The organism is Xanthomonas sp. NCPPB 3582 (assembly GCF_041475735.2).
Classification (GTDB): domain Bacteria; phylum Pseudomonadota; class Gammaproteobacteria; order Xanthomonadales; family Xanthomonadaceae; genus Xanthomonas; species Xanthomonas codiaei.
In genome coordinates, this window is sequence record NZ_CM192968.1 from 3,321,037 (window position 1) to 3,336,131 (window position 15,095).

Consider the following 15,095-nt stretch of genomic DNA (forward strand, 5'->3'; position numbering starts at 1 on the left):
GCGCAGGTGTTCAAGCCACCCGTGCGCATCTGTGTTTCATCCGTGCGCCTGGCAGTTCAGCCGGCGCTATCGATCAGTCCTGCTTGGCCACGACCACCAGGGCCGGACGCAGCAGGCGATCGTTGAGCAGGTAGCCCTTCTGGAACACCTGCACCACGTGGCCGGGCGCGATACCTTCCGCCTCGCCCTGGCTGATCGCCTGGTGCTGGTCCGGATTGAACGGCTGGCCGACCGGGTCGAGCAGGGTCAGGCCGTTATCGGCGGCGACCTTGAGCAATTGCTTGTAGGTCATGTCCAGGCCATCGCGCAGCGGGCTGGGTTGGCTGCCGGCCGCGGTCAGCCCGGCGTCCAGGCTGTCGAACACCGGCAGCAACTCGCCCAGCAGCTTCTCGTTGGCGAACTTGCGGGCGTTCTCGACGTCGCGCGCGATGCGCTTGCGCTGGTTCTCCAGGTCGGCGCGCTCGCGCAGGGCATCGGCCTTGACCAGGGCGATCTCGCTGCGCAGCGACTCGATCTCGGCCTTGAGCGGATCGGTCTCGGGCGGGTTCTGGGACAGGTCTTCGGAGTCGAATTCGGGGTGGTCTTGATTCATATGCAGTTCCCGGGCAAGCGGAACGCCCGCCCCAACGTCACCCCGTATGTGGGCGCCGGCGCGCGTTTCAAGCGAAAACCCATCGCCGCGATCGAGCGCGGTTATCGCGTCCCGGGCGGCTCCATCGCCGCGCCCAGCACCTGGGCGGCGGTCTGCACCAGCGGAATCACCCGGTCGTAGGCCATGCGTTTGGGGCCGATCACCCCCAGCACGCCCAGCACCTGCCCACCGGCGGCATACGGCGCGGTGACCAGCGAGACGTCTTCCAGCGACACCACGCCGGTCTCCTCGCCGATGAAGATGCGCACGCCCGGGGCCTGGATGGTGCGTTCGAGCAGCTGCAGGATCTCGCGCTTGCTGGCGAAGGCCTCGAACAGCTCGCGCAGGCGATCCAGGTCCGACAGGTCCTGCACTCCCATCAGCCGGGTCTGCCCGGCCATCACCATGTCGTCGGCCTCGGCCGGCACCAGCGCCTCGCTGGCCAGGTCCACGCTATGGGCCAGCAGCTGCTCCATCTCGTTCTTGGCCATGCGCAGTTCGCGTAGCAGGCTGGCACGGATGTCGGCCAGCGCGCGCCCGGCGAACTGCGCATTGAGGTAGTTGGCCACCCGCTCCAGCTCGGCCGGCTCGTAGGCGCGGCGCGGCTCGATCACCCGGTTCTGCACCTCGTTGTCGGCAAACACCAGGATCGCCAGCACCCGCCGCGCATCCAGGGACACGAAATCGATATGCCGGAACGCGAACTGCTCGCGCTTCGGGGCGCTGACCACCCCCACGAAATGGCTCATCGCCGACAGCATCTGCGAGGCGCTGCCCAGCAGCGACTGGGTGCCGTTGCCGCTGGCCAGCTCGGCGCGCAGCCGGCGCACTTCGTCTTCGCCCGGCGGCTGCATCTGCACCAGGCTGTCGACGAACACCCGGTAGCCATGCGCGGTCGGCACCCGCCCGGCCGAGGTGTGCGGGGAGCTGAGCAGTCCCACGTCTTCCAGGTCGGCCAGGATATTGCGGATGGTGGCCGGGCTCACGTCCAGCCCGGCATGCTGGGCCAGGGTCTTGGAGCCCACCGGCTCGCCGTCGCGGATGTAGCGCGCAATCAGCGTACGCAGCAACTGGCGGGCGCGAGGGTCGAGCATTGGGGACTGGGACGCGCGCATGGGATCATCCGGTGAGACTGGGCATAGATAATGTCTGGCCCCGGGGATGGCAAGCGTCCGACTCCCTGCCCACACCCTCAGGCCCTAAGCTTCCCCAACGCATTCACTCTCGACCCTCATGCTCAGACATCTCTCGATCAAGGATTTCGCCGTTGTCCGCGCCACCGAGCTCGAATTCGGGCCGGGCATGACCGTGGTGTCGGGTGAAACCGGCGCCGGCAAGTCGCTGATGGTGGACGCGCTGGGCTTCCTGTCCGGCCTGCGCGCCGATAGCGGCGTGGTGCGCCACGGCGCCGACCGCGCCGAACTGTCGGCCGAATTCCAGCTGCCGGCCGAGCACCCCGGCCTGGCCTGGCTGGCCGACAACGAACTGGATGACGATGCCCAGTGCCAGCTGCGCCGGATCATCCGCGCCGATGGCGGCTCGCGCGCCTGGATCAACGGCCGCCCGGTCACCTCCTCGCAACTGGCCGAGCTCGCGGCGCGGCTGGTGGAAATCCACGGCCAACACGAACACCAGGCGCTGATGGCTCGCCACAGCCAGCTCGCCCTGCTCGACGCCTACGCGCGCAACAGCGCCCAGCGCGAGCAGGTGCGCCAGGCCAGCCAGCGCTGGCAGGCGCTGCTGGACGAGCGCGATGCGCTGTCGGCGCAGGGCGATGTTTCCGACCGGATCGGCTTTCTGGAACACCAGCTGGCCGAGCTGGAACGCGAAGACCTGGACCCGGCGGCGATCGCCGCGCTGGACATCAACCACCGCCGCCAGGCCCATGCCACCGCGCTGATCGGCGCCTGCGACAGCGTGGCCCGGCAGCTCAACGGCGACGATGGCGCCTGCGCGCTGGGCCTGTTGCAGGACAGCCGCCACGACCTGTCCCGCGTGGCCGAGCACGAACCGCGGCTGGGCGAGGTGGACGCGCTGCTGGACAGCGCCGTCATCCAGATCGAAGAAGCGCTGGCCCTGCTCGACCGGGTGCGCGACGACCTGGATGCCGACCCCACCCAGTTCGAGGCGATGGAGCGCCGTCTCGGCCGCCTGCACGATCTGGCCCGCAAGCACCGCGTCGCCCCGGACGAGCTGGCCGCCCACCGCAATCATTTGAATGCCGAGGTCGAGAGCCTGCGCGGCGCCGACGAGCGCCTGCAGCAGCTGGACAAGCATATCGACACCGCCACCGGCGCCTGGCAGGCCGCGGCCGGCGCGCTCAGCGCCAGCCGCCAGAGCGCGGCGCAGGCCCTGTCGGACGCCACCACCACCCTGATCGGCGAGCTGGGCATGGGCGGCGGCCAGTTCCTGATCCAGTTGCAACCCCAGGACACCCTGCGCCCAGACCCGAACGGTGCCGAGCGGGTGGAATTCCTGGTGGCCGCCAATGCCGGCCAACCGCCGCGTGCGCTGCGCAAGGTCGCCTCCGGCGGCGAGTTGTCGCGCATCTCGCTGGCCATCGAAGTGGCCGCGCTCGGCCTGGACAGCGTACCGACCATGGTGTTCGACGAAGTGGATTCGGGCATCGGCGGCGCGGTGGCCGACATCGTCGGGCAGAAGCTGCGCGCGCTGGGCGAGGAACGCCAGGTGCTGTGCGTGACCCACCTGCCGCAGGTCGCGGCCAAGGGCCACGCGCACTACCGGGTCAGCAAGGCGCCGGTGGACGGCATGACCCAGAGCGCGGTCGAACTGCTCGGCCCGCAGGCCCGCCAGGAAGAACTGGCGCGCATGCTAGGCGGCGTGGAGGTCAGCAAGGAGGCCCGCGCAGCAGCGCGCAAGCTGCTGCAGAGCGCCTGACCGCAGCGAGCAGCCCGCAAAGTCGGAGGCCCGTTCCCATCCACGCCGACGAAGCTCCCTTCCCCCGCCTGCGGGAGAAGCGATGCCTGGCCGCACGTGATCTCTACGATTGCACCGCAACTGACCGCCCACCGCCCCCTTCCCCCGCCTGCGGGGGAAGGTGCCCGAAGGGCGGATGGGGGCAGCATCGCTGCGAGGCGACTACCACAAGCGCGACAAGCGCAAACGGTGTCGCCCTCATCTGGCGCTACGCGCCACCTTCTCCCGCCAGCGGGAGAAGCGATGTCTGGCCGCACGTGATCTCCCGATTGCACTGCAACTGACCACCCACCGCTCCCTTCCCCCGCCAGCCGGAGAAGCGATATCTGGCCGCACGTGACCTCTCGATTGCACTGCAACTGACCGCCCACCGCTCCCTTCTCCCGCCAGCGGGAGAAGCGATGCCTGGCCGCACGTGACCTCTCGATTGCACCGCAACTGACCGCCCACCGCTCCCTTCCCCCGCCTGCGGGGGAAGGTGCCCGAAGGGCGGATGGGGGCATGGGCCTGCACCACCAACACGCCACAGAACGCACAAGGCGGCCGAAGCCGCCCTGTCATTACATATCTGCAGACACCAAACTCAGCGCGTACGCTTCTTGCGCACGTACAGCACCAGCGAATGCTCTTCCAGCTCATAGCCGTGCTTGGCCGCGATCTGCCGCTGCAGCGCCTCGATCTCTTCGCTTTCGAATTCGATGACATGGCCGGTGTCCACATCGACCATATGGTCGTGGTGCCCGCCGCGGTCCAGCTCGTACACGGCCTGGCCGCCTTCGAAATTGTGCTTGAGCACCAGGCCGGCAGCCTCGAACTGGGTCAGCACGCGGTACACCGTGGCCAGCCCGATCTCGTCGCCGTGATCGAGCAACTGGCGATAGATGTCTTCTGCGCTGAGGTGATGCTGGTTGCTCTTCTGTTCAAGCAACTCCAGGATCCGCATCCGCGGATGGGTCACCTTTAGCCCGACTTTGCGCAGGTCGTGGGTTTCCATACGTTCTCCGTTCATTGGCGATTTAGCGCCAGCTGCCTTCAAACGGGTCGCGGCGACCGGTGGGAGTGTATCATCGGCGTGATTTCCTCAGCACTTACTCCCCGATGCGCAATCTCCTGCTGGTCGCCGCCGTTGCTCTGTCCACCGCTGGCTGCGGCATCATCTACAAGCAGCCGATCTACCAGGGCAATCTGATCAAGCAGAACGCCGTGGAGCAACTGCAGGTAGGCCAGAGCAAGCAGCAGGTCAGTGCATTGCTGGGCACCCCGTCGATCCCCGACCCGTTCCATGCACAGCGCTGGGACTACACCTCCACCCAACGCGTGGACCGCCTGGCGCGGACCGAGATCAAGAACTTCACCGTGTTCTTCGAGAACGACCAGGTGACGCGCTGGGAAGGCGACTACTTCCCGTCGCAGGACGAGCAACTGGCCAAGTCGGCACCCAAGCAGTTCGGCCGCAATCTGGCACGCGACAAGAAGAAGCAGCGCGGCCGTTGATGCACTCGGTCAAGGGGCGTTCGACGCCTGACCGCAGACCTGCCCCGGACGCTATCCGCCTGCCCGCTTGCCCGGCCCGGCCCGACGGCGACGCGCCTCCTTCGGGTCCAGCAGCAGCGGCCTGAGCAACTCCACCCGGTCGCCGTCGCGCACCTCGTGGGTCGGCTGGACGACCTGGCCGTGGATGGCGATTGCCGCAGGCGGATGCCGCTGTGCCAGGCCCGACGCGGCGACCACCTCGGCCACCGTGGCACCCTCCGGCAGCTGGAGCTGCACCGCGCTGTAGCGGTCCGGCCAGGCCAGCACCACCTCGACCTGCATCGTCACTTCACGCCTCGCCGCGATCGGCGACCCGCACGAAATCGTTGACCATGCGGTCGGCCAGGCCCTGGAAACCAAGCGCCAGGGCCGGACCCAGCAGGCGCGAACTGGTCTCCACTTCCAGGGTCAGGCTGACCTTGCAGGCGTTCTCGCCCAACGCCTGGAATTCCCACAGGCCCTCCAGGCGCTTGAACGGCCCGTCGCGCAGGTGCATCGCAATGCGCTCGGGGCGCTCGAGGATGTTTTCGGTGGTGAACCAGGTGCGGAACGTGCCCAGCCCCAGATCCAGCCGCGCCACGATATGCGCCTGATCCTGCTCGAGCACATGGGCGGCATCGCACCAGCCGAAGCGGCGCGGATAGGCGGCGACATCATTGACCAGGTCGAACATGCGGGAGGCGCTGTGTTCGACCAGGGCACTACGACGGATGGTAGGCATTCGCTAACTTGTGAAAGACGGAAGATCGTTTGACGACACCGAATCGGCGACAATGGCGTCATGAGCAAGAAACCATCCAAGGATAAAGCAAACGGCGCGAAGGCCACGAAAACCATCGCGTTGAACAAGCGTGCGCGCCACGAATACCACCTGGAAGAACGCTACGAGGCCGGCCTGGCGCTGCAGGGCTGGGAGGTCAAGGCGATCCGCGCCGGCCGCGCCAACATCGTCGATGGCTACGCCTACGTCCGCTCAGGCGAGATCTACCTGATCGGCGCGCAGATCACCCCGCTGATCCAGGCCTCCACCCACACCGTGCCGGTGGAGCGGCGCGACCGCAAGCTACTGCTGCACCGGAACGAGATCGACAAGGTGCTCACCCGGGTCGAGCGCGAGGGCTACACGCTGGTGCCTACCGCGCTGTACTGGAGCAGCAACAAGGTCAAGCTGGAAATTGCGCTCGCCAAGGGCAAGCAGAACCACGACAAGCGCGACGCCGCCAAGGACCGCGACTGGCAGCGCGACAAGCAGCGCGTGATGCGCCGGCATAACCGCGATGCGTGAGGAGCCGGGATTCGGGATTGGGAATTAGGGAGTCGTTACAGCGGTTGTGCGAACTGGCACGCCGCTGGCTTGCGATCCACTCAAGTACCCACGCAAGACGTGGCCTTGCGGCTCTTGCCAATCCCCAATCCCGACTCCCGAATCACGTCGCCCCGAGCATTCGCATCAAATTCGGCACTCCCCTGCCCTGCACATAGCGGTCGCGCTCCAGATCGGTGCACGTATCGAGCATCAGTTGCTTGACCCGGCCCGGGAAGCCGATGAACTCGCGGCGTGCCGACAGGAAGCCGGCCAGTACGCCGGAGACGTGCGGTGCGGCCATGCTGGTGCCGCTCATCTCCACCATCAGGCTGGCAGGATCCTTCGGGTCGAAGTCGTAGTAGGCCGAGACGATCTTTTCGCCCGGCGCCACCACGTCGGGCTTGCCGCGGCCATCGGCGGTGGGCCCGCGCGATGAGAAATACGACACCCCGTAGTTGTGCGGGCTGCTCTTGTGCACCGAGCCCACCACGATCGCCTCTTCGAGATTGCCCGGGTCACTGATCGAAAGGTCCATATTGGCCGGATACGCACCACCGTCGTTCTGCATCAGCCAGGTCAGTCCCTCGTTGCCGGCCGCCACCACCACCAGCACGCCCTGCCGCCATAGCCGGCGCAATTCGTTGCACAGCGGGGTGAAGCCGCAGCCGTAGCTCTCGGGATCGAAGCAACCGCCCAGGCTCAGGTTGACCCCGTGGATCACCAGCTCGCCGGCGCGTTCGTTGATCGCGGCCACCTGCTGCACCGCCTTGATCATCCACGAATCGCGGCCGTTTCCGGCATCGTCGAGCACCTTGAAACCATACAGGCGGGTGTCCGGCGCCATGCCGGCAAATTCCAACGGGCTGCCGGGATTGCCTTGCGGGTCGGGAATCGAGGCATGGCAGTGGCCGGCGATGATGCCGGCGATGTGGGTGCCATGCCCATGCCGGTCCAGCCCGGCAAACGTTTCGCCGTCGGCACGGGTGAGCTGCCTGGGCGCGCCGCGCCGCGTGCAATCCCACTGCGCCACCACGTTGTCGCGCTGGCCCTCGACGTAGAAATGCGGGTGACTGGCCGCGATGCCGGTGTCCAGCACCGCCCAACCGATCTGCTGCCCGCGTGCGCGATACGCGGTGCGTGCCGCATCGGCGTGCAGCACGTTGCCGGAGACGTGGATCAGCGCACGCTTGCCGGCATCGCGCCAGACCCGGCGAAAACCCAGTGCGCGGTAGCGGTCTTGCAGCGACTCGATCTCGTAGCGCGTCAGCCGTACGGAGACGAAACGCTGCAAGCCATCCTCCAGTTCGATCGCCTCGTCCAGCGCATCGCCCTTCAAGCCGGTGCTGTGCCCGGCGATCTGCCGCAAGTGCGCCAGCAACTGGGCGCGTACGCCGCCCGGGTCCGTGCCCAGCACCCGCCGATCCAGCTCGATCAGCACCTCGTGCCGATACTCGGCGCCATGCGCTTCGAGCTGCTCGCTGAGATCCTTGATCAGCACCGCGTTGGACACCGGCTGATCGAACCCGACACCGACCGCCTGACGCACCGCCGCGCGCACCTGCGGAATCGACAGATATCCCGAGCCCGAATGCGGGTTGTCCTGCCAATCCGGATTCAGGCGCGCGGCGGCCAGATTTTCGAAGCGCCCCTTGGCATTGCCGATGTCGTCGGTGAGATCGGGGTCCAACGCGATCGGGTCGCGAGTGTCGGCCACGTTGACCCAGCGCTGCACGCAGTCGGGAAACGGCAGTTTGCGGGTGCCGGTCCAGCGCTTGAACATGCTGCGCACCTGCGGCAAGCCCAGCGGCGACCCCACGCTCAAGAAAAGCGTCACCTCGCACTCCGCTGCCTGCAGTTGCCGCAGTACGTCGTAGGCGATCATCGACCCCTGGCTGTGCGCGACCACCACGAACGGCCCGCCACCGGCACGCAGTCGCTGTGCCAGGCTCTCGCGCATCAGCGCCGCGCGTTCGGGCACGAAGAACAGGTCATGCACGTCCTGCAGCAGCGCGGCGGAGATCAGCCGCAGCAGCACCCGATTAATCGCATCGACCGGGCCCTTGGCCTGCACGCTGCCCGCTGCGCCGGCGCCTTCCAGTTCGTCCAGCAGGCGGTGCAACTCCACGCGTTCCTGTGCGTTGTTGGCCAATGCGTCGGCCAGCAGGTGCAGGTCCTGCGTGCCCGGCACCAGGCCCAGGGTGCTCAGCGCCCGTTGCACGCTCTGGTTCAGCGCCGGCCCCACATCGCGGCTGTCGCAGCTTCCCGGCTCGGGCACCGGATAGCGCTCGCGATTGACCCAGTAAGCCATCCGCGTGCGCTCGCCCATCGGCCGCCCGAACAAGGCCTTGTCCCACTGGCAACGCAGCACCTCGGCCGGCGGCTTGTTGCCGATGCCGTGGATGTAGATCACCGTACGCGCCCTGCCTTGCACGCGGGTGGTCGTGGCCTGCTGCACCTCGTCCACAGGCGAGGCCGCCTTGTCGCGCTGCCGGGGAGCGGGCCTGGTAGTCCTGCGCGGCGCCGCGCGTGCCGATCGTGGACGTGGGGGCTTGCCTGTCGCCATCGCTTCGCTCCTTCGCTTTCGGACTTTTCCGTTTGGTACGGACTGAAGCAACTGTAAGCGCTGGAAGTCGCACCACTTGTGACAGGGCGCGCCGATCCCTACACTGATCGGGTCAGCGTTTGATGCTTTCCCCGGGGGTGCACTGGTTTCGACGGGGGTCGCGAAGTCGCTTGGCGCATGCCGAGGGGGCAGCTTTCCTCGTTAATCCAGCAGCAAACTTTTAGTTGCCAACGACGACAACTACGGTTCGGACTTCGCTATCGCCGCTTAATTGGCTTTAGTTGTAGTTCTACAGCCGCCTAAGGCGAACCCCCGAAACTACTTGTGCCCGTGCTCGTAGATGTAGGGTCATTATCACGGAACCGCCGGTAGTGGCTGCCTGTCAGCTGCCGGTCAGATCAAGCAGGCTGGTTCTCAGGTGCGCTTTGCCCGCCGTGCTGCCTGGGGACGAGATCTAACGGAGGGATAAGCATGTAGTGCCGGGGATGGAGTGCTTCCGGACGGCGGTTCGATTCCGCCCACCTCCACCATCTATACGTCTAGCGACGTACAACAAAGGCTGGAAACCCTAGAGAAATCAAAGGTTCCGGCCTTTTTTGTGTCCAGCATCGTCCGACACGACCTCTTGAAGTCCGACAGTAGGTGACAGTAGGGTTGACAGTAACTCCCTTGCTCTAGATTCGCCTACTGTCATGGCCCGCTCTATCGCTAAGCCCCTCTCCGATCTATTGATCCGTAAGGCCAAACCCGGCGACAAGGCGCTGCGGGACGGTGGCGGCCTCTACCTCTTGATTGGGGAAGGCGGACGTCACGGCTGGCGCCTGGATTACCGCATCGCAGGCGTGCGCCGGACGATCAGCCTGGGCGTGTACCCAGATGTCACTCTGGCGGCCGCTCGCGAACGCCGAGAGGAGGCCCGGCGACTGGTTGCCGGAGGCATTGATCCCAGCGCGAAGCGACAGGCCACCAAGGCCGCAGCCGGTGAGCGAGCAGCAAACAGCTTCGAGGTCGTCGCGCGTGAATGGCTGGGTAAGCAAAAATGGGTTGAGAGCTATCGGGTCAAAGTCATCGCATGGATGGGCAATGACGTTTTCCCGTGGATCGGGTCACGCCCGGTAGCAGAACTGACCGCACCAGAGTTCCTAAAAGTGGCCCATAGGATCGAGGAACGAGGCGCCGTCGAGTCAGCCCACCGCATCATGCAGAATTGCGGTCAGGTCATGCGCTACGCCATCGCCACCGGCCGTGCTGACCGAAATCCAGTGGCAGACCTAAGGGGTGCACTCGCATCCCCACAGGGGAGGCACCACGCGGCCATCATCGACCCCAAGGAAGTGGGCGCACTACTGCGGGCCATCGACGCTTACACGGGCGATGCGACGACTCGGGCGGCCCTCGGCCTTGCTCCACTGCTATTCGTGCGTCCGGGTGAACTACGACATGCCGAGTGGTCAGAGATTGACTTGGATCGGGCCGAATGGAACATCCCGGCAGAGAAAATGAAGATGCGCCAGCCGCACTTAGTTCCCCTGTGCAGTCAGGCAGTCGCGATTCTGCGGGAGCTTCACCCGCTTACAGGACATTTGCAGTACGTCTTCAAGGGCGGCACGTCCCCTCGCCGCCCGTTGAGCAACAATGCCCTCACAGCCGCCCTCCGCCGTATGGGATATGACGGCAACACAATGACCATCCACGGCTTCCGAGCAACCGCTCGTACGCTATTGGACGAAACTTTGGGCTACCGACCTGACTTCATCGAGCATCAGCTGGCGCACGCAGTACGAGACCCCAACGGCCGCGCCTACAATCGTACCGCGCACCTCGCAGAACGCCGAAAGATGATGCAGGGCTGGGCTGATTATCTGGATGGATTGCGTGCAGATACTGGCGCCGTGGTGGTCCCATTCAAGACGAAGGCAGCATAGCGTCGCCAGATGCCACGCCCGCAAACCGAGGAGCCATAGACGTAGCTCCTTCTGGTGGCTAATTGCCTACAGAGGCGACGGATGCAGGGCTCACGGAGCAGCGCTGACGGACACCAGCGGTGCAATCCACAGCACTCGGCGCCCCATGCCAATGCAAAGGAAGCGCCCCGGCTCCCGGTCGATCCAGAAGCCTTCCTGCCATGGAGTCGCGTGCTCCGTGAAAACCTCCAGTCCGAAACGCGCAAGTGCGCTGGCGAGGATGTAGCGAGCGGTCTCCGTAAACTTTCCCATATGGCTTCCCCTATCTGTCGTTTTTTGATTGCCGCAGGTATGCGGTGCGAAAACGGTAGAGCGCTTGCCGAATCCCGGTCAATGCTTTCGGAATCATCCAAATGTGGTGCATCTATCGTTTATGAGACGTGTCCCGTCCAGGGGTGAATTGAAGCAATAACTTCAGCGACTTACGCAGCTGGATGCACCGCAAAGCTCGCTGGAAAAGCCTGGAAGCTTGTAATGATTCACGACCAATGAGTGGCTATTTCTTCGCCGAAATTTTTCCAAATGCGCAAAAACGGCGTCGAGCGACGCGGCCAGAGGTGACACAAATCCAATCGGTACCTTGTGGCCTGAGCACTGTCGAAGCTACGCTCTAAGTTCGCTAGGAAGCATCAGGGGATGCGCTGTGACATCAGAGCCATGGATCGCGTTTGCAGTTGTGTTCGGAACGATTGCGCTAGCGGCTTGGGGGCGTTATTTGCGGAGTGGAGCGACGATGATCCTTCAGGAATACGGACAGGGACACCAGCAGGCCAACGGGATGATACGCCCAGAGTTCCGTAGACACTCAAGACCCTCGTTGCGCGTAGCGCCGTTCAAACTCTACAGGGGACAGGTCACCAGTTGAACCGTGGCGGCGGTTGGGGTTGTAGAACATCTCGATGTAGTCGAATACCTCGGCGCGTGCGGCGTCCTTGGTGGGATAGATCCGTCGCCTGATCCGCTCGCGCTTGAGCAGGCCGAAGAAGCTCTCCACGGGTGCGTTGTCGTGGCAGTTGCCACGCCGACTCATGCTGCACACCAAGCCATGGGACGCCAGGAAACTCTGCCAGTCATCGCTGGTGTAGACCGACCCTTGGTCCGAGTGAACCAAGCAACCAGCGTTGGGTTTGCGCCGCCACACCGCAGACAACAAGGCCTGCACGACCAACTCGGTGTCGGCCCGATCGCGCATCGCCCAGCCGACGACTTGCCTGGAAAACAGATCGATCACCACAGCCAGGTACATCCAGCCTTCGTGCGTGCGAATGAAGGTGAAATCGCTCGCCCAGGCCGTGTCCGGCTCGGTCACGTCGAACTGCCGATCCAGCAGGTTGGGTGCCGCCTTGCACGGCGTTCCGCCATGGAAGCGCGGTTTGCGACCATAGCCCACCTGGGCACGCAGTCCCTCGGCGCGCGTCAATCGATGCACACGATGGCGACTGCAACGCTCACCCAGATCGCGTAGATCCTTGGCGATCTTGCGATGCCCATACACACTGCCGCTAGCCAGCCCGTGGTGCTTGATCAGCCCCAGCAGGCGTTCGTCTTCCTTGGCGCGCTCACTGTCGGGCGAGCACAACCAGGCGTAATAGCCCGACCGGCTGACCCGCAATACCCGGCACATCGCACACACCCTGAATTCTCTGCAGTGGGCTTGCATGAAGGCGCACTTTGCCTTTACCCCTTGGCAAAGTACGCGGCGGCCTTTTTTAGGATGTCGCGCTCCTCGGTGACGCGGCGCAACTCGGCCTTCAGGCGCCGAACCTCGGCGCTCTGGTCCACCTCGGCGCGCTGTACCACGCCGGGCTTGCCGAACTTGCGCAGCCAGGCGTACAGGCTGTGCGTGATGACACCCAGCCGCTCGGCGACTTCTGCCACCTTGAACCCACGATCAGTCACTTGCCGGGCCGCCTCGATCTTGAACTCATCCGTATACCGCTTGCTGCTCATAGACACCTCCGAATCGACCATTTTCCATGGCCATGACATGTCTAGGAAACACTGGGCGTATCACCTACCTCTATGCAGAGACAGAGGACTAGCAGAACTCATCCAGGAGTTCATGCAGCTTCCCACCAAAGATCAGCGCGCGCTTTTGGCGGACATCAAGTCACGCTCGCAACTGTCGCGGAAAAAATAGTCCAGGGACGGCTGGCGCATCATTGGGTAGGGAAATTCTGATAATCGATAGGATTTTGGATCGAACGTGAAGATGGTCACGTTACTCTCGATTGCAGACTTGTGGGACATCGCCATTCATTTTGTTAAGCCGACGGTGATTGCGCGATCTTATGGTGACACCGCTCGGAACTTCACTATACTGACGACGGGCGCAGCGTCAGGACAATAGCGCGGCCCATCCCCCGAAATCGTAGTCCACTGGAAGGATATCGAAATGAAAGTTGGTCTTACAAAAGCCTCGCTACATAGCGTTGCCGTTGTTTTCATGCTTAGCCTGAGTGGCGGCGTTTTTGCCCAGGCAAAGGTGGCGCAAGAAAATATGACCACGGGCCAGAAAAAGCAATTGGAGTCTGATCTGACTGGCTTGGTGCAAGACGTATTAAATGAAAATAATTTCAAGTATGGGCCTTCAAGAAAAACTAAATTTAAGCTGACCTACGACCAGCTGAAAGACACGATCTATATCGATTTCGATAAATCTGCTATCCCTAAGGAACACACCCCTTCATTCGATGAGGATTTGCAACTTATTTTCCAAACCGTCAGTGATGCCGTAGGCCAATCTGTTCCCGTGTCCGAGATTAAGTTTCTCTTCGGCGGTTTTGATATTTATCATTATTTTCCTGAAGATCGCATTCCAGCGGAAAATCCTGGCAAAGGCATGGCGGCTCGCTCACAGAAGTCTGCCGCAAACCCAGTGATGCTCATTTCAGCAGGGCATGGGCTTGTGCTGGTGAATGCCACCAATCCTGCCAAAGCCGCGTGGGCATACCAGCGGCCTACAATCAATAATCAGATTGAAGATCTGCAAACATCTGTTCTTGCATCAGCAGTTGCAACGAGCGTTTCTGCACGCAGTAGCAACGTCACACAGTATCTTGCAAGATCTACTTCAAACGATGCTTATAATGAGGCATGCTCTGGGAACCCTGTGGTCTGCCCGCCCTTCAAAAATATGGCCGGCAGACATTATATCAAGAGTTTGCTGCCGGATAACCCGGAGATCTGGAACAACTATTCTGCGGAAAACAAGCGCAACCCGAAAGATCATGAATATGACGATATCCGCTCGCGCGGGTTGTATGCGAATCATGTTCAAGCTGACCAGATGATCACCATCCACACGAATGCAGCATCCAATGCAGGCACTCCCCAGACCACCGCCTCAGGTAGTCGCTTATTTTATAATAGTAGTAAAGCCGGTGCTTCCACATTGGCATCAAATCTTACTTGTGCCATGAAAGAGATCATCAATTCGAATTCGACATATGCAAATTGGGCTGTTACGACTCAACAGCCGACGACTCTTTACGGTGAGAATAACTTCGCAAATCTTCCGGCAGTGGTCGTTGAGGTAGGCTTTAAAGATAATGTCAACGACGCAACTGCGATGGCCGACACAGTGTTTCAGGGGCTGATGGCTAAGGGCATTGAGAAAGGTGCGCGCCTTTCAAGAGAGTCAAAAGTCTGTAAGCCATTTAAGTTGCTCAGTGCTGCTAATATTAGTGGTCCCCATAAAACTCGTCCGCCGGTCGTAGTGAAGCTTGAAGGATTCCCGCAATACCCGATCAAGGTCCACGCCCATGTGGCCAGCTGTCCGACTGGCAGTTGCTATGATGCAGACTTCACCATCAATTCAACAGCCGATAATACCTTTACATGGAACTTCGGATGCAACGCGCCTGCATCGAGCTCAACTGTCACTTTTGGTGTCGAAACCACAGCGGTAGACGCCGACGGAGTCAAGGTGGCTGCCGTTAAATCCAATGTCACGTGTCAACAAGTTGTTGCTAGCAGCTAACAAAAGACGCTGGGATATATTTGTTAGTGGGCAGATCCTCCACTGACACCGCGTCGAATTCGCACAGGTTTAACCGTGCTGCGCCCTAAGCTAGCTTAAAAATAGAGATATAAAAATGAGGAGGCTAAACCCTCCTCATTTTTTGCGCAGATCTCATTTTTTGCGCAGATCTTAAGCTG

At 62.7% G+C, this 15,095-nt stretch carries 13 protein-coding genes and 1 other RNA gene; 6 read left to right on the forward strand and 8 right to left on the reverse strand.

Annotation, left to right across the window (positions count from 1 at the left end; translation table 11 throughout):
* Positions 1–73: 73 nt before the first annotated feature.
* Positions 74–592 (reverse strand): nucleotide exchange factor GrpE, encoded by a 519-nt coding sequence (gene grpE / locus ACCQ05_RS13930; protein WP_104540537.1) that lies wholly within the window; start codon positions 590–592, stop codon positions 74–76.
* Between the two features lie 101 nt (positions 593–693).
* Complete coding sequence (gene hrcA / locus ACCQ05_RS13935; protein WP_372394096.1) at positions 694–1,725, reverse strand: heat-inducible transcriptional repressor HrcA; 1,032 nt, start codon at positions 1,723–1,725, stop codon at positions 694–696.
* Between the two features lie 139 nt (positions 1,726–1,864).
* Between hrcA and recN the strand changes: the two genes are divergently transcribed.
* Positions 1,865–3,529 carry a DNA repair protein RecN gene (gene recN, locus ACCQ05_RS13940; protein ID WP_372390954.1) on the forward strand — a complete coding sequence of 555 codons (1,665 nt, stop codon included), beginning with the start codon at positions 1,865–1,867 and terminating at the stop codon, positions 3,527–3,529.
* A 622-nt stretch (positions 3,530–4,151) separates the two neighbouring features.
* Here recN and fur read toward each other — a convergent pair.
* Positions 4,152–4,562 carry a ferric iron uptake transcriptional regulator gene (fur, locus tag ACCQ05_RS13945; protein ID WP_064508877.1) on the reverse strand — a complete coding sequence of 137 codons (411 nt, stop codon included), beginning with the start codon at positions 4,560–4,562 and terminating at the stop codon, positions 4,152–4,154.
* A gap of 104 nt (positions 4,563–4,666) precedes the next feature.
* On the opposite strand from fur, the gene ACCQ05_RS13950 reads away from it, so the two are divergent.
* Positions 4,667–5,062 (forward strand): outer membrane protein assembly factor BamE, encoded by a 396-nt coding sequence (locus ACCQ05_RS13950; protein ID WP_104540533.1) that lies wholly within the window; start codon positions 4,667–4,669, stop codon positions 5,060–5,062.
* 51 nt (positions 5,063–5,113) lie between these two features.
* Here ACCQ05_RS13950 and ACCQ05_RS13955 read toward each other — a convergent pair whose 3' ends face one another.
* Complete coding sequence (locus tag ACCQ05_RS13955) at positions 5,114–5,383, reverse strand: RnfH family protein (protein WP_228964243.1); 270 nt, start codon at positions 5,381–5,383, stop codon at positions 5,114–5,116.
* A gap of 7 nt (positions 5,384–5,390) precedes the next feature.
* The gene (locus ACCQ05_RS13960; RefSeq protein WP_064508875.1) at positions 5,391–5,822 is read right to left on the reverse strand and encodes a type II toxin-antitoxin system RatA family toxin; all 432 of its coding nucleotides are present in this window, start codon (positions 5,820–5,822) and stop codon (positions 5,391–5,393) included.
* A gap of 60 nt (positions 5,823–5,882) precedes the next feature.
* Here ACCQ05_RS13960 and smpB point away from each other — a divergent pair, with 60 nt between their 5' ends.
* Entirely contained in the window at positions 5,883–6,386 is a 504-nt protein-coding gene (gene smpB, locus ACCQ05_RS13965) for an SsrA-binding protein SmpB (RefSeq protein ID WP_029221007.1), read from the forward strand.
* Between the two features lie 142 nt (positions 6,387–6,528).
* Here smpB and ACCQ05_RS13970 read toward each other — a convergent pair whose 3' ends face one another.
* The gene (locus ACCQ05_RS13970) at positions 6,529–8,871 is read right to left on the reverse strand and encodes a S8 family serine peptidase (protein ID WP_372390957.1); all 2,343 of its coding nucleotides are present in this window, start codon (positions 8,869–8,871) and stop codon (positions 6,529–6,531) included.
* 232 nt (positions 8,872–9,103) lie between these two features.
* On the opposite strand from ACCQ05_RS13970, the gene ssrA reads away from it, so the two are divergent.
* Both ssrA and ACCQ05_RS13980 read left to right on the forward strand, forming a co-directional pair.
* Positions 9,104–9,500: a transfer-messenger RNA gene (ssrA, locus tag ACCQ05_RS13975) on the forward strand.
* Between the two features lie 162 nt (positions 9,501–9,662).
* A complete protein-coding gene (locus ACCQ05_RS13980) occupies positions 9,663–10,895 on the forward strand; it encodes a tyrosine-type recombinase/integrase (protein WP_372390960.1) in 1,233 nt (410 codons plus the stop codon).
* A gap of 844 nt (positions 10,896–11,739) precedes the next feature.
* Here the strand turns inward: ACCQ05_RS13980 and ACCQ05_RS13985 are convergent.
* Together ACCQ05_RS13985 and ACCQ05_RS13990 are read right to left on the reverse strand one after the other, a co-directional pair.
* Positions 11,740–12,884, reverse strand: a protein-coding gene (locus ACCQ05_RS13985) for an IS3 family transposase (RefSeq protein WP_372394098.1) whose coding sequence is annotated in 2 segments (ribosomal slippage) — positions 11,740–12,647 and positions 12,647–12,884 — 1,146 coding nt in all. Because the reading frame shifts where the segments join, the coding sequence is not laid out codon by codon here.
* Between the two features lie 132 nt (positions 12,885–13,016).
* Complete coding sequence (locus ACCQ05_RS13990) at positions 13,017–13,154, reverse strand: hypothetical protein (protein ID WP_372390962.1); 138 nt, start codon at positions 13,152–13,154, stop codon at positions 13,017–13,019.
* Between the two features lie 175 nt (positions 13,155–13,329).
* Here ACCQ05_RS13990 and ACCQ05_RS13995 point away from each other — a divergent pair, with 175 nt between their 5' ends.
* Positions 13,330–14,916 (forward strand): N-acetylmuramoyl-L-alanine amidase, encoded by a 1,587-nt coding sequence (locus ACCQ05_RS13995; protein ID WP_372390964.1) that lies wholly within the window; start codon positions 13,330–13,332, stop codon positions 14,914–14,916.
* Positions 14,917–15,095: the final 179 nt, after the last annotated feature.